The sequence below is a fragment of the Pseudomonas sp. FA117 genome (genome assembly GCF_057370475.1).
Genome location: NZ_CM170675.1, coordinates 4,561,482 through 4,577,000 on the forward strand (window position 1 = coordinate 4,561,482; position 15,519 = coordinate 4,577,000).

The following is a 15,519-nucleotide window of genomic DNA, read 5'->3' on the forward strand; positions in this document are numbered from 1 at the left end:
ACATGGATACCTTGAGCTACCTCGGCCAGGGCTTCGGCGTCGCCCTGAGCCCCTACAACCTGGTCACCGCCCTGAGCGGCACGCTGATCGGCACCGTGGTCGGCCTGCTGCCGGGCCTGGGCCCGATCAACGGCGTGGCCCTGCTGATCCCCATCGCCTTCGCCCTGGGCCTGCCGCCAGAGTCGGCGCTGATCCTGCTGGCCGCGGTCTACCTGGGCTGCGAGTATGGCGGACGGATCAGTTCGATCCTGCTGAACATCCCCGGCGAAGCCTCGACCGTGATGACCACCCTCGATGGCTACCCCATGGCGCGCCAGGGCCTGGCGGGCGTGGCGCTGTCGCTGTCGGCCTGGAGTTCGTTCATCGGTGCGTTCATCGCCACCTGCGGCATGGTGCTGTTCGCGCCGTTGCTGGCGAAATGGGCGATCGCCTTCGGACCTGCGGAATACTTCGTGCTGATGGTCTTCGCCATCGTCGCCCTCGGCGGCATGGCCGGCGACAAGCCGCTGAAAACCTTCATTGCCGCCTTGATCGGCCTGTTCCTCTCGGCCGTGGGCATCGACGCCAACAGTGGCGTATACCGCTTCACCGGTGACAGCGTGCACCTGGCCGACGGCATCCAGTTCGTGGTGCTGGTACTGGGCCTGTTCTCGATCAGCGAAATCCTCCTGCTGCTGGAGAAGACCCATCACGGCCACCAGGCGGTCAAGGCCACCGGGCGCATGCTGTTCAACCTCAAGGAAGCGGCCTCGGTGTTCGTCGTCAACATCCGTTGCGGCCTGCTCGGCTTCTTCATGGGCGTACTGCCCGGTGCCGGTGCCACCCTGGCCAGTGCCGTGGCCTACATGACCGAGAAGCGCCTCGCCGGTGCCAGCGGCAAGTTCGGCAAGGGCGATGCCCGTGGCCTGGCGGCCCCGGAAACTGCCATCGGTGCATCCTGCTGCGGCGCCCTGGTGCCGATGCTGACCCTGGGCGTTCCGGGTTCGGGCACCACCGCCGTGATGATCGGCGCGCTGACCCTGTACAACATCACCCCCGGCCCACTGCTGTTCGAACAGCAGCCGGACATCGTCTGGGGCCTGATCGCCTCGCTGTTCATCGCCAACATCATGCTGGTGATCCTGAACATCCCGATGATCCGCATCTTCACCCGCATCCTCGCCGTGCCGAACTGGGCGCTGGTGCCGGTGATCGCGATCATCACCGCGATCGGCGTCTACGCCGTGCACGCCACCACCTTCGACCTGTTCCTGATGGTCGGTATCGGCATCATGGGCTACATCCTGCGCAAGCTGGACTTCCCGCTGTCGCCGATCCTGCTGGGCTTCATCCTCGGCGGGCTGATGGAGCAGAACCTGCGCCGCGCGCTGTCGATCTCCAATGGCGAGCTGGGCATCCTCTGGTCGAGCCCGATCAGCATGAGCGTGTGGGCCCTGGTGTTCTGCATGCTGGGCCTGCCACTGCTGCGCATCTGGCGTCGCCGCAGCCAGCAACGCCGGGCCATGGCTGATGCCTGACCGGTCGTTGCCGCTGTTCTGGGCCACCGGGCTGGTCGGACTTGCTGGCGGTTTCATCGCCAGCAAGGTCGGCTGGCCCTTGCCGTGGATGGTCGGCTCGCTGCTGGCGATCATCGCGGTGCGCTGCCTCACGCCCTGGCAGTTGTCGGAAATCCCCAACGGCCGCAAGTGCGGGCAATGGGTCATCGGTATCGGCATCGGCCTGCACTTCACCCCCGAGGTGATCGAGCAGGTGGCCAGCCATTTCGGCTTGATCTTCTTCGGTGCGCTGCTGACCACGGTCTCCAGCGGCGTCGGCGTGTGGCTGCTGCGCCGCGCCGGTGAAGACCGCGCCACGGCGTTCTTTGCCAGCATGCCGGGCGGCTCGGGCGAGATGGTCAACCTCGGCGCGCGCAATGGCGCGGTGCTCAGCCAGGTCGCGGCGGCGCAAAGCCTGCGCGTGCTGGCGGTCGTGCTGTGCGTGCCGGCGCTGTTCAAGTTGCTGCTTGGCGATGGTGTGGCACTGAACCATGCCGGCAGCGTCAGTTGGGGTTGGCTGGCACTGATCGCGCCGTTGAGCATTGGCGTGGCGCTGCTCTGGCAGCGCCTGCGCCAACCCAACCCGTGGCTGTTCGGCCCCCTGCTGGTGGCTGCCAGCATCAGCCTGGCCGGCAACCTGCAGATCGGTTTGCCCAACGGTGCCAGCCAGATCGGCCAGTGGTTGATCGGCAGCGGCCTGGCCTGCCACTTCAACCGTGCGTTCTTCCGCCGTGCGCCGGCATTCCTGGGGCGCACCCTGGTGGCGACGGCACTGTGCATGCTGATCGCAGGCGGCGCAGCCTGGGTGCTGAGCCTGTTCAGCCACCTGGACCTGCGTTCGCTGACGCTGGGCATGATGCCGGGTGGGATTGCCGAGATGAGCCTGACGGCGGAGACCCTGCAACTGTCGGTGCCGCTGGTGACCGCGCTGCAGGTGATGCGGCTGCTGTTCGTGCTGTTTCTGGCAGAACCGATGTTCAGGTATTGGGTACGCCAGGGCGATTGACCGGTCGGCCTCTTCGCGGGCAAGTCGCAGCGGCGAACCGCCGCTCCCACTGGCTGAGAGCAGGCTTGCCTGCAAAGAGACCAACCCGACCGCAAGCCCTTACAAAGGCGGCACGGCCCAATTGATGGGCTCCAGCCCGCGCTGCTGCAGGAAGCCGTTGGCCCGGCTGAAATGTCCGCAGCCCAGGAAACCACGATACGCCGACAACGGCGACGGGTGCACCGACTTGAGCACCAGGTGCTTGGTCCCGTCGATCAGTTTCTGCTTGCTCTGCGCATGCGCGCCCCACAGCAGGAACACCACGTTCTCGCACTGCTCGCTGACCAGCTGGATAATGCGGTCGGTAAAGAACTCCCAGCCCTTCTTGGCATGTGACGCGGCGTTGGCGCGCTCCACGGTCATGGTGGTGTTGAGCAGCAGCACCCCCTGCTCGGCCCAGCTCTGCAGGTAGCCGTGATTGGGGATCGGCAGGTTCAGGTCGCGCTGCAGCTCCTTGTAGATGTTCACCAGCGACGGCGGCGTCGGCACCCCCGGCTGCACCGAGAAGCACAGGCCATGGGCCTGGCCCGGGCCGTGGTAGGGATCCTGGCCGAGGATGACCACCTTCACCTTGTCCAGCGGCGTGGTGTTGAGCGCATTGAAGATCAACGGCCCCGGCGGATAGATCTCCTTGCCGGCGGCATGCTCCTGGCGCAGGAACTCGCGCAGCTGGTGCATGTAGGGCTGGTCGAACTCGGCGCGCAGCGCGGCCTTCCAGCTGGGTTCGAGCTTGATGCGATCGTCGTCGGTCATGGAGCAATCCTGAATCAGAATGGGGGCGACACTAGGAAAGCCGCCCCCGCTTGTCAATCGCTCCGACCGGTGACAGGCACGATCGGCCAGGCAAGCCATACTTGTGCGACGACTTGCGCGAGGTTGTCCATGTCCATTGATTGCGAGGTACTCACCGGCGCCGATGGCGCCCGCATCGGCATCGCCACCCTGAATGCCGCCCAGACCCTCAACGCCCTGAGCCTGCCGATGATCGAGCGGCTCGATGCGCGCCTGCGCGAATGGGCGCACGATCCCGGCATCGTCTGCGTGCTGCTGCGCGGCGAGGGGCCGAAGGCGTTCTGCGCAGGAGGCGATGTGCGTGCGCTGGTCCAGGCCTGCCGTGAGCACCCCGGTAGCGTGCCGCCCCTGGCAGCGACCTTCTTCGCCGCCGAGTACCGCCTCGACCACCTGCTGCACACCTACCCCAAGCCGCTGTTGTGCTGGGGGCACGGCCATGTGCTGGGCGGCGGCATGGGCCTGTTGCAGGGCGCCAACATCCGCATCGTCACCCCCAGCAGCCGCCTGGCCATGCCCGAGGTCAGCATCGGCCTGTATCCCGATGTCGGCGCCAGCTGGTTCCTCAGCCGCCTGCCGGGCAAGCTGGGCCTGTTCCTGGGGCTGACCGGTGCCCCGCTCAATGCGCGCGATGCCCTGGACCTGGGGTTGGCCGACCGTTTCCTCGGCGAGCAGCAGCAACCAGCGTTGATCGAAGAACTGCTGCAACTGAACTGGCAGGAGCAGACCGCGCTACAGCTTGGCAGCCTGCTCAAGGCCGAACAGCACCGCGCCTGGGGCGAACTGCCCGAGGCGCAGTGGCTGCCGCGTCGCGCACTGATCGACGAGTTGCTCGATGTCGCCGATCCGGTGGCAGCCTGGCGCGCAGTGTGCGGGCTGAGAACACACGCCGATCCATTGCTTGCGCAGGCCGGTCAACGCCTGCATGAGGGCTGCCCGCTCACCGGCCATCTGGTCTGGGAGCAGATCCGGCGCGCCCGCTACCTGTCACTGGCGCAGGTGCTGCAGATGGAATACGCCATGAGCCTGAACTGCTGCCGACATCCGGAATTCAGCGAAGGCGTGCGCGCCCGCCTGCTGGACAAGGACAACCAGCCGCACTGGCACTGGCCGGATATCGACAAGGTGCCAGCGGCGGTGGTCGAGGCGCATTTCGCCAAGGTCTGGGAGGGGCGACACCCGTTGGCGGATCTGGACTGATCCTCTCGCGTGGCCCACCGATGAGAGCGGCGGTTCTGCGCTCCGGCTTGCCCGCGAAAGGAGCACAGCGCAGTCGCCCGTTACCGCTGCCAGTGGCGATCCCCGCGCCCCCGGTCTCCTTGCCCATTGGAATGCCAGCGATCATCCCGGCCACCGCTGCGGTAGTCATGACGATCACGGTCTCGCCCGTAGTCGTAGCGCTGGCGGTTGCCGTAGTCATAGCGCGGGTTGCCGTGCCACTGGTTCACCACCGGTGGTGTATAAGGCCGGTAATAGGGTGCAGGCGCCGGGCGGTAGTAGCGTGGGGCAGTCTGGTAGTAGTAGCGCGGCTGCGGCGCCACATAGTAGCGGTCCTGACGGTAGTAGTAACCGGGATAGGCGTAGCGGTCGGCGGTGTAGTATTCGCTGCGGTAATAGCCTGCGCCTCCCGAATAAGGGGCACAGGCACTGGTCATCAGGGCAAGCACAACGACCAACTGGATTCGAGGGTACATGGCGGCCTCCTGGACCGCTGATTGCCCGGCACAGCGGCGCTGGCGGGCGTCGATCGCAATGCGTTGATCGACATGGACTCAGACACTACGCCAGGGATCCGGTGCCATTTACGCAACAAATTGAAACAGACACGGCGATCCATACGTATCATTGGACGCAAGCGCCAAAAGCGCTACCAGCAGATATACTGGCGCGCCTCAAGCCATACACCCGTGGAAGCCACGATGAACGACAGCCAGCGCTGCCCAGCCTGCGGCGCCGCCAACCAGTGCAGCCTGGCCGACCCGCGCACGGCCACCGAGGCCTGCTGGTGCTTCAGTGTGAGCATCGATGCGGCAGTGCTCGAGGCACTTCCCGACGCGCTGCGCAACAAGGCCTGCCTGTGCCCCAGTTGCGCAGCAGTCGACGACCAGCTCAAAGCTGCCGACCAACGGCAGCCTGTTTAAGACCCCAGGGATGCGCCTCGACCGATTCCTCGCCAACTTCCCCCAGTACAATCGCCAGCAGGTTCGCCTGCTGGTGGTGCAGCGCCGTGTGCACGTGGACGGTGAGGCGGTGGCCGATTCCCGGCACGAGGTTCGTGCGTTCAGCCGGGTCGAGGTCGATGGCCAGGTACTGCAGGCCGGTCGGCCGGCGCGCTACCTGATGCTGCACAAGCCTGCCGGTTGCGTCAGCGCCACCTGCGACCCGCAACACCCTACCGTGCTCGACCTGCTGCCGCCGGCAATGCGCGAAGACCTGCACATTGCCGGGCGCCTGGACTACAACACCACCGGCCTGATGATCCTGACCAACGACGGCCAGTGGTCACGCCGCCTGACCCAGCCGCTCACCAAGCAGGCGAAGGTCTACCTGGTGCAGACCGAAGACGAGATCGGTGTGCATTACATCGACAAGTTCCGCGAAGGGTTCTACTTCGCCTTCGAAGACCTCACCACCCTGCCCGCCCGCCTCGACCTCCTCGGCCCGCGCACTGCGCGGCTGGCGATCGTCGAAGGGCGCTATCACCAGGTCAAGCGCATGTTCGGCCACTTCGACAACAAGGTAATCGGGCTGCACCGCCAGAGCATGGGGTCGATCCAGCTGGACCCCAGCCTGGCGCCCGGCGCGTACCGGGCACTGACCGCCGAAGAAATCGCGGCGGTCTGAAAGTCGACTTCAGCCGTTCTTCCTCACCCTGAACCACGCTGCATACAGCGCCGGCAGGAACAGTAGCGTCAACGCCGTGGCCACGATCAGGCCTCCCATGATCGCCACCGCCATCGGCCCGTAGAACACGCTGCGCGACAGCGGGATCATCGCCAGTACCGCGGCCAGCGCGGTCAGCACGATGGGCCGGAAACGCCGTACCGTGGCCTCGATGATCGCCTGCCAGCGGTCCAGCCCGGCGGCGATGTCCTGCTCGATCTGGTCCACCAGGATCACCGAGTTGCGCATGATCATCCCGGCCAGCGCAATGGTGCCGAGCATCGCCACGAAGCCGAACGGCTGGCGGAACACCAACAGGAACAGGGTGACGCCGATCAGCCCCAGCGGCGCGGTGAGGAACACCATCACCGTGCGCGAGAAACTGCGCAGCTGGATCATCAACAGGCTCAGCACCACCACGATGAACAGCGGCATGCCGGCGTTGACCGAACGCTGGCCGCGCTGGGCATCTTCCACCGTGCCACCGACCTCCAGCAGATAGCCATCGGGCAATCGCTCGCGCACCTGCTCCAGGGTCGGCAGGATCTGCCTGACCAGGCTGTCGGGCTGCTCCTTGTCGTAGATATCGGCGCGCACGGTCACGGTCGGCAGGCGGTTGCGGTGCCAGATCACCCCTTCCTCGAAGCCGTACTCCAGGGTGGCCACCTGCGACAGGGCCACGCTCTGGCCGTTGTCGGTGGGCAACGCCAGGCTGCCCAGGCCGCCCATGTCGCTGCGTTCCTCGCGGGTGCCACGCAGGAGGATCTCGATCAGTTCGTTGTCCTCGCGGTACTGGCTGACCGTGGTTCCCGTCAGCGAACTCTGCAGGAAACTCGACAGGTGCGCGGTACTGACCCCCAGCGCGCGGGCGCGGTCCTGGTCGATTTCCAGGAACACCGCCTTGCTCGGCTCTTCCCAGTCCAGGTGGACATTGACCAGGTGCGGGTTCTCGCGCACCTTGGCCGCCACTTCACGGGCCAGGGCGCGCACTTTCTCGATGTGCTCGCCGGTCACCCGGAACTGCACCGGATACCCCACGGGCGGGCCGTTCTCCAGGCGCGTGACCCGCGAGCGCAGCTGCGGGAACTCCTGGTCGAGGGTGGCGATGGCCCAGCTGCGCAGGGCTTCGCGGTCCTTGAGCGATTTGGCCAGGACGACGAACTGGGCGAAGCTCGCCGCCGGCAGTTGCTGGTCCAATGGCAGGTAATAGCGCGGCGAACCGGTACCAACGTAGGCCACGTAGTTGTCGATGCCGTCCTGCTGCTTGAGCAGGGCTTCCAGGCGCTTGACCTGCTCGGCGGTGTTGGCCAGCGAAGCACCTTCGGCCAGCTTCAGGTCGATCATCAGCTCCGGGCGCGCCGACGCCGGGAAGAACTGCTGGGGCACGAAGCGGAACAGCAGGATGCTGCCGACGAAGGCAGCGAGGGTCAGCAGTATCACCGTCTTGCGCCGGCGCACGCACCATTCGACCACCCTGCGCACGCGTTGGTAGAACGGCGTGGCATAAGGGTCGGGCGCCTGCTCGCCAGCGCCGTGGCGCGCGGCATGGCGCTTGGCCAGATCGGGCAGCAGGCGGTCGCCGAGGTAGGGGACGAACAGCACCGCAGCCACCCATGAGGTGAGCAGGGCGATGGTCACCACCTGGAAGATCGAGCGGGTGTATTCGCCGGTGCTCGAGGCCGCCGTGGCGATCGGCAGGAAGCCTGCCGCAGTGATGAGGGTGCCGGTCAGCATCGGAAAGGCGGTGCTCGACCAGGCGTAGCTGGCGGCCTTGAGCCGGTCGTACCCCTGCTCCATCTTGATTGCCATCATCTCGACGGCAATGATCGCATCGTCCACCAGCAACCCCAGCGCCAGCACCAGTGCGCCCAGGGAAATCTTGTGCAGGCCGATGCCGAAGTAATGCATGGCCGCGAAGGTCATCGCCAGCACCAGCGGGATTGCCAGCGCCACCACCAGCCCGGTGCGCACACCCAGCGAGAAGAAGCTCACCAGCAGCACGATCACCAGCGCCTCGACCAGCACCTGGATGAACTCGCCGACCCCGGCCTTGACCGCTGCCGGCTGGTCGGACACCTTGCGCAGCTCCATGCCCGCCGGCAGGTTGTGCGCCAGCCGGGCGAACTCGGCCTCCAGGGCCTTGCCCAATACCAGGATGTCACCGCCGTCCTTCATCGAGACCGCGAGGCCGATGGCATCCTCGCCCATGAAGCGCATGCGCGGTGCGGGTGGATCGTTGAAGCCGCGATGGACCTCGGCGACATCGCCGATGCGCAAGGTGCGGTCGCCGACCCGGATCGGAAACTGGCGGATCTGCTCGACGCTGTCGAAGCGCCCGCTGACGCGTAGTTGCAGGCGCTCGCTGGGGGTTTCGAAAAAGCCCGCCGTGCTCACCGCATTCTGCTCGCGCAGCGCCTGCTGCACGGCGGCCAACGGCACGCCCAGAGTGGCCAGCTTGGTGTTGGACAGCTCGATCCAGATCTTCTCGTCCTGCAGGCCGATCAGCTCGACCTTGCCCACATCCTTGACCCGCTGCAGCTGGATCTGGATGCGGTCGGCGTAGTCCTTGAGCACGGCGTAGTCGAAACCTGCGCCGCTCAGGGCGTAGATGTTGCCGAAGGTGGTGCCGAACTCATCGTTGAAGAACGGCCCCTGCACCTCCGGTGGCAAGGTGTGGCGGATGTCCGCGACCTTCTTGCGGATCTGGTACCACAGCTCTGGAATTTCATTCGAATGCATCGAGTCGCGGGCCATGAAGGTGACCTGCGACTCGCCCGGACGCGAGAACGAGACGATCTTGTCGTACTCGCCGGTCTCCATCAGCTTCTTTTCAATGCGCTCGGTGACCTGCCGGGACACCTCTTCAGCGGTGGCACCAGGCCACAGCGTACGCACGACCATGGCCTTGAAGGTAAAGGGTGGATCTTCACTCTGCCCCAGCTTGGTGTAGGACATGGCGCCGATGGCGGCCAGCAGGATCATCAGGAACAGTACGATCTGGCGATTGCGCAGCGCCCAGGCGGAAAGGTTGAAACCCATCGGGACTTACTCCTTGGCCGCCAGGTTCACCACACGATTGCTGCGATCGACCGGACGCACCTCCTGGCCCTCACGCAGCACATGGCCACCTGCGGCCACCACCCAGTCGCTGGCGCCCAGCCCTTCGAGCACCGGTACGCTGTCGGCGCCATAGGGCCCCAGACGCACGCTGGCGCGCTCCAGCCGGTTATCCTTGCCGACCCGCCAGACATAGGCCTGGCCCTCCTCGGCGTTGATCGCCGACAGCGGCACCGACAACGGCGAGTGCTCGGCGTGGGCGATATGCACCCTGGCGCTCTGGCCCAGTTCGGCCGGGGCTTGTGTCGAGGTGAAGGCGATGCGGGCGGCGAAGGTCCGCGAGCGTGGGTCGGCTGCCGGCGACAGCTCGCGGATACGCCCTTCGAAGCGTTGCTCGGGGTGCGACCACAGCTCGACACTCACCGCCTGCCCCACGGTGAAACGGGCGAACTGCTGCTCGGGCAAGCCGATGGCCACCTCCCGCTCACCGTCAGCCGCCAGGGTGAACACCGTCTGGCCCGCTGCGACCACCTGACCGACCTCGACCTGACGCTTGGCGATCACCCCGTTCTGCGGCGCACGCAATACCGCGTATTCAGCCTGGTTGCCGGCCACGTCGAATTCGGCCTTGGCCTGTTTCAAACGCGCCAGACCTGCGCGGTAGAGGTTCTCGGCGTTGTCGAATTGCGAATGGCTGACCATTTGCCGGTCGAGCAGTTTCTGGTAGCGATCACGCTCGGCACGCACCAGCGACAGGTTGGCCTCGGCGGCAGCCATCTGCGCCCGGTTGGCCTCCAGTTGCAGGCGCACATCCTGGGGATCGAGCTCGGCCAGTGGCTGCTCGGCCTTGACCCGCTGCCCTTCCTCGACCAGACGCCGGGTGACCTTGCCACCGATACGGAACGCCAGGTCCGGCTCGTACCGGGCGCGCACCTCGCCTGGATAGCTATCGGCCGAAGCGCCGGTGGGTTGCGGCTGGATCACCAGCGCCGGGCGCGGCGCTGCAGGTGCCGTGGCCTCCTGGCCACAGGCGGTGAGCAACATGACGCAGGCAAGCGGCAGGAGCAGGGGCGACGCACGACGCAACATGATGGAAGACCTTTTCGCAGAGTACGCATCGAATAATTATACTGGCCGGTATATTAAGTCAGGGAACCGGCGGCGGGAAGCCGCTGCCATAGAGAAAAATGTATCCACGCCGCGACGCGCGCAGCAGCCTCCAGCCGCACGACCCGGTAAGATGAGCGCTCCTTCAGACAGACACGGACTCCAATGCCCATCGACGCACCCACAGGCCCTGGCCGGCCCAAGGATCTCGCCAAGCGCGAGGCCATCCTCGAAGCCGCCAAGTCGCTGTTCCTCAGCCTTGGCTATGCCAACACCAGCATGGATGCGGTCGCTGCGGCGGCAGGTGTTTCAAAACTCACGGTCTACAGCCACTTCACCGACAAGCAGACCCTGTTCGGCTCTGCCGTCATGGCCACATGCCAGACGCAGTTGCCCGACCTGATCTTCGAGTTGCCCGACGGCGTGCCGATCGAAGAGGTGCTGCTCAACATCGCGCGCGGCTTCCAGGCGCTGATCAGCAGCGACGAATCGGTCAAGCTGACGCGCCTGATCATGGCCCTGGGCAACCAGGACCCGGGGCTTGGGCAGTTCTTCTACGAGGCGGGGCCCAAGCGGGTGCTGGCCGAGATGGAGGCGCTGCTGCGTTGCGTCGACGCACGCGGGCTGTTGCGCATGGAGAACCCGTTGCGGGCGGCAGAACACTTCTTCTGCCTGATCAAGGGCGCCGCCGATTACCGCCTGCTGCTGGGCTGCGCACCGCCGCTGGCCGGTGACGAGGCCGAGCAACATGTGCGCGAGGTGGTCGGCCTGTTCATGCGGGCGTATGCCACGCCCCTGTAGGCGCGCCTAGGCCTTCAACGCCTTCTTCGGGTAGATGTCGTAGCGGCTGGACTTGCCTTCCAGGCTGTGGCTCGGCTTTGGCCCGTCGATGATCGGCGCCTTGCGCGGGCGCTTGACCACCACCCGGTGCGTCGCCAGCGCCAGCGCCGCCTCCAGCAAGGCCGGGGCATCCAGGTCGTCGCCCACCAGCGGGCGGAACACGCGCATTTCCTTCTTCACCAGCGCACTCTTGTCGCGGTGCGGGAACATCGGGTCAAGGTAGATCACCTGCGGCGCCTCGCCCTGCCAATCGCGCATGCGTTCGATGGCGTTGCCGGTCAGCAAGCGCATGCGCTCGACGATCGGCGCCACTTCGGCATCCAAACGCCCACGCGCCAGGCCATCCTCGAGCAACGCAGCAATCAGCGGCTGGCGTTCGATCAGGGTCATCTGGCAACCCAGACTCGCCAGCACGAAGGCATCCTTGCCCAACCCCGCGGTGGCATCCAGCACCTGAGGCCGAACGCCCTGGGCGATACCGACCGCCTTGGCGATCATCTGCCCATTGCCGCCGCCGAACAGGCGTCGATGCGCCGCCTGCCCTTCGACGAAATCCACCCGCACCGGACCGGGGGCCTGCGGCCCCAGTTGCTGGATCTGCAGACCATCAGCGCCGACCTGCAAGGCGAACTCCGCCGTATCATCCACCAGCGGCAGGCCCAGGCGCTGCGCCCAATCCTGCGCCTGTGCCTGGAACGGCGCCGACAACGCCTCGACCCTGATACCCGTGCCCTGCTCTTGCTCTGCCATCCGATCCCGCACTCGAAAAAATTAATGAAACCCCGGCCACGGCCGATAAATGCTCTATCCGCTATTCTGCCAGAGCACAACGCGCGCGACTGCCATGTCAGATACTCTTCCCATCGGTTTGACCTACCTGTCGCCAGTCGGCAACTACGGTCGCCAGAATACCCAGGCACTGGGCGGCGTCAGCCACCTGTGGCAGGACTTCTTCGCCCGCGCGATGGCCGAGCAGTCCGGGGAAGAGCAGGACAGTTTCAGCCAGGCCCTGAGCCGTCAGTACGACCAGGACAGCGGCGAACCGCTCGGCGGCGCCAGGGCGCTGGCGCTGATCGACGCCCAGCGTGCGCTGCCGGTACAGGATACCGAGGTGCGTCCGCCCGAGCCGCTGTTCCTGCCCAAGGCGGAACTGGAGGCCAGCCTGCTTGCGCCAGCACCGGAACCGTTCAGCGCCAGCGAACTGATCGAGCAGCAGCGCCAACTCGACCTCAACGGCAGCTGGCTGCGCCCGCTGGTGATGAGCCAGGGCCAACCATCCCCCGAGCCCGGTCCGGCCCCGTCGCCGCGTCCGCTGCACCTGCCGATCGCCGAGCTGGAGAAATACCTGCTCGATCCGGCGCCGGAACCTTTCGACGACATGACCCTGGCCAAGCAGCAGAACGACCTGGAATTCGACACCCACTGGGCGCGCCCGGTGGTGCTGAACAACGTCCGCGCTCACGCCTGAGTCAGCGGCAGACCTGCCACAACCCCATGTCCAGGTGAAAATGATTGCCGTGGGCAGCGTTGTAGTCCGGCCCCAGCACCGTGCTGAAGCTCTCGCACGCCGCATCGCGCACCTCGCGCAGGAACTGCGCCTTGGCACCACCGGCCTGCCAGTCACGCGCCAGGACGATGCGCTGACCGTCCTTGAGGCGAAACCCACTGATATCCAGGGCATTGGCCGTGGCGTGCTGGCTGAGCCGCCCCTGCTGGCGATGATAGACATTGCGACAGGCAAAGCTGCCCAGGTGGTCCACCTGCGCCACCGGCTGGCCGAACACACGCTGCGCCGCAGGCTGCAGGCCATGTGTCTCGAACAGTGCATAGGCCACCGCCAGCGGGCAGCTGGCGAGAAAACTGCTGCCCAGTCGCGCCTCGCCCCCTTCGATACGCCATACATTGCGCAACGGGCAGCGCGCCGTTGCCGGGCTGTCGGCCTGCGCGCGGTAGCGCAGGGCGGAGCTCTCCAGCGCCTGTCGGCACAATTGCGGGTCGTCGCGCAGACGCGACAGCTTGTAGGAGGTCAGCAGGTTGGGTGGCTCACGCACATCCAGCGGCGCCCAGGGATTCCAGGGCGCCGGCAGGCGCCAACCGAGATACCAGACCGCACCCCCTGCGACCAGTAGCCCGGCCAGCACCAGCGCCAGCAAGCGCATGGCCGGTCAGCGACGGAACAGGTCGTTGAGCTGGGCGAACGGCAGCGCCTGATCGCCATAACTGAAGGTGCCCTGATCACGGATCTCCAGGGCTGCGCGCTGCAGCGCCCCCAGCGCTGCCCTGGCCAATGACGAACCGACGCTGATCCGGCGCACGCCGAGGTCCTGTAGTTGGTTCACCCCAAGCGGCACGCCTGCCATGCCCATCAGCACGTTGACCGGCTTGGGCGCCAGCGCCTGCACCACTGCCCGAATCTCGTCGACACTGCGCAGGCCCGGGGCGTACAGCACATCGGCGCCAGCCTCGGCGAACGCCTGCAGGCGCTTGATGGTGTCGTCCAGATCCAGGCGCCCATGCAGCAGGTTCTCGGCACGGGCGCACAGGGTGAACGGGAACGGCAGGCTGCGCGCCGCCTCCACCGCCGCGCGGACACGCTCGACGGCCAGGCCGAAGTCGTGGATGGGCGCATCGCTGCGGCCGGTGGCATCCTCGATCGAACCGCCCACCAGGCCGACTTCTGCTGCACGCAGGATCGTCTTTGCGCAGTCCTCGGGCAGTTCGCCAAATCCGTTCTCCAGGTCTGCCGCCACTGGCAGCGCCGTGGCATCGACGATGGCCTGGGCATTGGCCAGGGTGTCGTCGAGATCCAGGGCGCCTTCGGCGTCGGGCCGCCCCAGGCTGAACGCCAGCCCTGCGCTGGTGGTGGCCAGCGCCTCGAAGCCCAGCGCGGCAAGCAGGCGCGCGGACCCGGCATCCCAAGGGTTGGGGATGACGAAGGCGCCATCGCGCTCGTGCAGCTTCTTGAAGGCTTCGGCTCGCAGGGTTTGCACATCCATGGTCACATCTCCGGCAGGGTCAGGGAGTCGTCAGAGTAGCCCCAGTTGTTCGACCTCAGGCGCGCGCGGCAATTCCGGCAACGGCGCAAGGCCCGGCAACCGCTGCATCAGGCGCTGGTGAAAGCGCTGGGCCAGGGCGGCGGCCAGACGGTTGTCGGAGGTGTGCAGGAAGATGTACGGGCAACGCCCCTCCTCGATCCAGCCAGCGATCTTGTCGACCCAGGGCGTGAGAAAGCGCTCATTGGCGTCAAGCTCGGGATGACCGATGAAGCGCACCTGCGGGCACTGGCTGAAGGCCGCCGGACGCGGCGGCACCTTGGGTTTCTTGGCCTGGGCGTGCAGCACCGCTGGCTCGCGCGAAGTGCAACTGAACAGCGCACGGGGGTCGAGGCAAATCCGCTCCACCCCGCGCTCATTCAGCAATCGGTTGAGCAGCCGCTCTTCGTCACCCCGGGCGAAGAACGCATCGTTGCGCACCTCGACCGCCACCGGTACGCCGATTTCGTCGAGAAAATGGCTCAGCTCTCCCAGACGCGAAGGCCCGAACAGGGCCGGCAACTGCAGCCAGTACGGCGCGACACGCTCGCCCAGCGGCGCCATCAGCCGGGTGAAGTCCAGGGCCGACTCGAGCTGCTCGCGCAGATCGCCGGCATGGCTGACGTCACCGGGAAATTTCGCGGTAAAGCGAAAATGCCGGGGCATGACCTGGGCCCAGCGCTCCACCGTCGCAGGCGCAGGACGGGCGTAGAACGTGGTGTTGCCCTCGACCGCGTTGAACACCTGGCTGTACAGGCCAAGAAACTCGGTGGGGCGGGAATCGGCAGGGTAGAGGTAGTCGCGCCAGGCGTTTTCACTCCAGGACGGACAACCGAGGTGGTAAGGCAGAGGCGATGGATTCATCCATCAAATGTACAGGTCCAACCCCAGCACTTCCATATCCCAGTCGGTGAACCCGGCGGTGCTCAGGTAGCTGGCCAGCGCGGTGGCGGTACGACGGTCCCGGGCGCGGGGGAAGACCATGTCCTGCTGGCGCGCAGGCAGGCCGGCGCTGCGGCGGCTGGCGCGGGCGATCTGCTCGGCTTCGTCGTCCTCGACGTCCTCGATCACCTGGGCGTCGTCGATGTTCTCGTCGCGCACCGATGCCTTGCGCGGGGCACGCTTGACCGGGTAGGACTGTGAGGAGAAACCGTCGATGCGCATGGTGGTGCACTCAGGAGCAATGATGGCAATCTAGCAGCATCAGGCTTCCATCACCAATGCGCGTGTG

16 protein-coding genes are annotated in these 15,519 nt (G+C 66.3%); 7 read left to right on the plus strand and 9 right to left on the minus strand.

Translation table 11 applies throughout. The annotated features are described in order from the left end of the window. Positions 1-2 precede the first annotated feature (2 nt). Both AC1TXO_RS21085 and AC1TXO_RS21090 read left to right on the plus strand, forming a co-directional pair. The gene (locus AC1TXO_RS21085; protein ID WP_486403527.1) at positions 3-1,517 is read left to right on the plus strand and encodes a tripartite tricarboxylate transporter permease; all 1,515 of its coding nucleotides are present in this window, start codon (positions 3-5) and stop codon (positions 1,515-1,517) included. Continuing rightward, entirely contained in the window at positions 1,510-2,541 is a 1,032-nt protein-coding gene (locus AC1TXO_RS21090; protein WP_486403528.1) for an AbrB family transcriptional regulator, read from the plus strand. Before AC1TXO_RS21085 ends, AC1TXO_RS21090 begins: the two co-directional genes overlap by 8 nt. Positions 2,542-2,640: 99 nt before the next feature. Here the strand turns inward: AC1TXO_RS21090 and ung are convergent, their stop codons facing one another. Next, positions 2,641-3,333 (minus strand): uracil-DNA glycosylase, encoded by a 693-nt coding sequence (ung, locus tag AC1TXO_RS21095; protein WP_486403529.1) that lies wholly within the window; start codon positions 3,331-3,333, stop codon positions 2,641-2,643. Positions 3,334-3,462: 129 nt separating this feature from the next. Between ung and AC1TXO_RS21100 the strand changes: the two genes are divergently transcribed. Further along, positions 3,463-4,569: an enoyl-CoA hydratase/isomerase family protein gene (locus AC1TXO_RS21100; RefSeq protein ID WP_486403530.1), complete on the plus strand. Its 1,107-nt coding sequence runs from the start codon at positions 3,463-3,465 to the stop codon at positions 4,567-4,569. A gap of 80 nt (positions 4,570-4,649) precedes the next feature. Here the strand turns inward: AC1TXO_RS21100 and AC1TXO_RS21105 are convergent, their stop codons facing one another. Then, positions 4,650-5,063, minus strand: a complete 414-nt coding sequence (locus tag AC1TXO_RS21105) for a hypothetical protein (RefSeq protein WP_486403531.1) — start codon at positions 5,061-5,063, stop codon at positions 4,650-4,652. A 225-nt stretch (positions 5,064-5,288) separates the two neighbouring features. Here AC1TXO_RS21105 and AC1TXO_RS21110 point away from each other — a divergent pair, with 225 nt between their 5' ends. Both AC1TXO_RS21110 and AC1TXO_RS21115 read left to right on the plus strand, forming a co-directional pair. Beyond that, positions 5,289-5,510: a cysteine-rich CWC family protein gene (locus AC1TXO_RS21110; protein ID WP_486403532.1), complete on the plus strand. Its 222-nt coding sequence runs from the start codon at positions 5,289-5,291 to the stop codon at positions 5,508-5,510. Positions 5,511-5,520: 10 nt separating this feature from the next. Then, entirely contained in the window at positions 5,521-6,213 is a 693-nt protein-coding gene (locus tag AC1TXO_RS21115) for a pseudouridine synthase (protein ID WP_486403533.1), read from the plus strand. 9 nt (positions 6,214-6,222) lie between these two features. Here AC1TXO_RS21115 and AC1TXO_RS21120 read toward each other — a convergent pair whose 3' ends face one another. Beyond that, a complete protein-coding gene (locus AC1TXO_RS21120; protein ID WP_486403534.1) occupies positions 6,223-9,291 on the minus strand; it encodes an efflux RND transporter permease subunit in 3,069 nt (1,022 codons plus the stop codon). A gap of 6 nt (positions 9,292-9,297) precedes the next feature. Further along, positions 9,298-10,398: an efflux RND transporter periplasmic adaptor subunit gene (locus AC1TXO_RS21125; RefSeq protein WP_486403535.1), complete on the minus strand. Its 1,101-nt coding sequence runs from the start codon at positions 10,396-10,398 to the stop codon at positions 9,298-9,300. Between the two features lie 183 nt (positions 10,399-10,581). On the opposite strand from AC1TXO_RS21125, the gene AC1TXO_RS21130 reads away from it, so the two are divergent. Further along, the gene (locus AC1TXO_RS21130; protein ID WP_486403536.1) at positions 10,582-11,217 is read left to right on the plus strand and encodes a TetR/AcrR family transcriptional regulator; all 636 of its coding nucleotides are present in this window, start codon (positions 10,582-10,584) and stop codon (positions 11,215-11,217) included. Positions 11,218-11,223: 6 nt separating this feature from the next. On the opposite strand, the gene AC1TXO_RS21135 is transcribed toward AC1TXO_RS21130, so the two are convergent. Continuing rightward, positions 11,224-12,006, minus strand: a complete 783-nt coding sequence (locus AC1TXO_RS21135; protein ID WP_486403537.1) for a class I SAM-dependent methyltransferase — start codon at positions 12,004-12,006, stop codon at positions 11,224-11,226. 94 nt (positions 12,007-12,100) lie between these two features. Here AC1TXO_RS21135 and AC1TXO_RS21140 point away from each other — a divergent pair, with 94 nt between their 5' ends. Beyond that, positions 12,101-12,724: an energy transducer TonB gene (locus tag AC1TXO_RS21140; protein WP_486403538.1), complete on the plus strand. Its 624-nt coding sequence runs from the start codon at positions 12,101-12,103 to the stop codon at positions 12,722-12,724. Between the two features lies 1 nt (position 12,725). Here the strand turns inward: AC1TXO_RS21140 and AC1TXO_RS21145 are convergent, their stop codons facing one another. Genes AC1TXO_RS21145 through AC1TXO_RS21160 form a run of 4 tightly spaced genes read right to left on the minus strand, consistent with a single transcriptional unit; the run spans position 12,726 to position 15,452 of the window. Continuing rightward, on the minus strand, positions 12,726-13,415 hold the full coding sequence (locus AC1TXO_RS21145; RefSeq protein ID WP_486403539.1) for an extensin-like domain-containing protein: 690 nt from the start codon (positions 13,413-13,415) through the stop codon (positions 12,726-12,728). Between the two features lie 6 nt (positions 13,416-13,421). Then, entirely contained in the window at positions 13,422-14,252 is an 831-nt protein-coding gene (locus AC1TXO_RS21150) for an isocitrate lyase/PEP mutase family protein (RefSeq protein ID WP_486403540.1), read from the minus strand. Positions 14,253-14,282: 30 nt separating this feature from the next. Next, positions 14,283-15,152 carry a DUF72 domain-containing protein gene (locus tag AC1TXO_RS21155; RefSeq protein WP_486403541.1) on the minus strand — a complete coding sequence of 290 codons (870 nt, stop codon included), beginning with the start codon at positions 15,150-15,152 and terminating at the stop codon, positions 14,283-14,285. Positions 15,153-15,155: 3 nt separating this feature from the next. After that, positions 15,156-15,452: a hypothetical protein gene (locus tag AC1TXO_RS21160; protein WP_486403542.1), complete on the minus strand. Its 297-nt coding sequence runs from the start codon at positions 15,450-15,452 to the stop codon at positions 15,156-15,158. Between the last annotated feature and the right edge of the window lie 67 nt (positions 15,453-15,519).

Excerpts from the sequence above, each read along its gene's own strand:
- AC1TXO_RS21150 (WP_486403540.1), bottom strand. The coding sequence starts at position 14,252 with ATGGATGTGCAAACCCTGCGAGCCGAAGCCTTCAAGAAGCTGCACGAG.
- AC1TXO_RS21115 (WP_486403533.1), top strand. The coding sequence starts at position 5,521 with ATGCGCCTCGACCGATTCCTCGCCAACTTCCCCCAGTACAATCGCCAG.
- AC1TXO_RS21135 (WP_486403537.1), bottom strand. The coding sequence starts at position 12,006 with ATGGCAGAGCAAGAGCAGGGCACGGGTATCAGGGTCGAGGCGTTGTCG.
- AC1TXO_RS21120 (WP_486403534.1), bottom strand. The coding sequence starts at position 9,291 with ATGGGTTTCAACCTTTCCGCCTGGGCGCTGCGCAATCGCCAGATCGTA.
- AC1TXO_RS21100 (WP_486403530.1), top strand. The coding sequence starts at position 3,463 with ATGTCCATTGATTGCGAGGTACTCACCGGCGCCGATGGCGCCCGCATC.
- AC1TXO_RS21090 (WP_486403528.1), top strand. The coding sequence starts at position 1,510 with ATGCCTGACCGGTCGTTGCCGCTGTTCTGGGCCACCGGGCTGGTCGGA.
- AC1TXO_RS21140 (WP_486403538.1), top strand. The coding sequence starts at position 12,101 with ATGTCAGATACTCTTCCCATCGGTTTGACCTACCTGTCGCCAGTCGGC.
- ung (WP_486403529.1), bottom strand. The coding sequence starts at position 3,333 with ATGACCGACGACGATCGCATCAAGCTCGAACCCAGCTGGAAGGCCGCG.
- AC1TXO_RS21125 (WP_486403535.1), bottom strand. The coding sequence starts at position 10,398 with ATGTTGCGTCGTGCGTCGCCCCTGCTCCTGCCGCTTGCCTGCGTCATG.
- AC1TXO_RS21145 (WP_486403539.1), bottom strand. The coding sequence starts at position 13,415 with ATGCGCTTGCTGGCGCTGGTGCTGGCCGGGCTACTGGTCGCAGGGGGT.
- AC1TXO_RS21110 (WP_486403532.1), top strand. The coding sequence starts at position 5,289 with ATGAACGACAGCCAGCGCTGCCCAGCCTGCGGCGCCGCCAACCAGTGC.
- AC1TXO_RS21130 (WP_486403536.1), top strand. The coding sequence starts at position 10,582 with ATGCCCATCGACGCACCCACAGGCCCTGGCCGGCCCAAGGATCTCGCC.
- AC1TXO_RS21105 (WP_486403531.1), bottom strand. The coding sequence starts at position 5,063 with ATGTACCCTCGAATCCAGTTGGTCGTTGTGCTTGCCCTGATGACCAGT.
- AC1TXO_RS21160 (WP_486403542.1), bottom strand. The coding sequence starts at position 15,452 with ATGCGCATCGACGGTTTCTCCTCACAGTCCTACCCGGTCAAGCGTGCC.
- AC1TXO_RS21155 (WP_486403541.1), bottom strand. The coding sequence starts at position 15,152 with ATGAATCCATCGCCTCTGCCTTACCACCTCGGTTGTCCGTCCTGGAGT.
- AC1TXO_RS21085 (WP_486403527.1), top strand. The coding sequence starts at position 3 with ATGGATACCTTGAGCTACCTCGGCCAGGGCTTCGGCGTCGCCCTGAGC.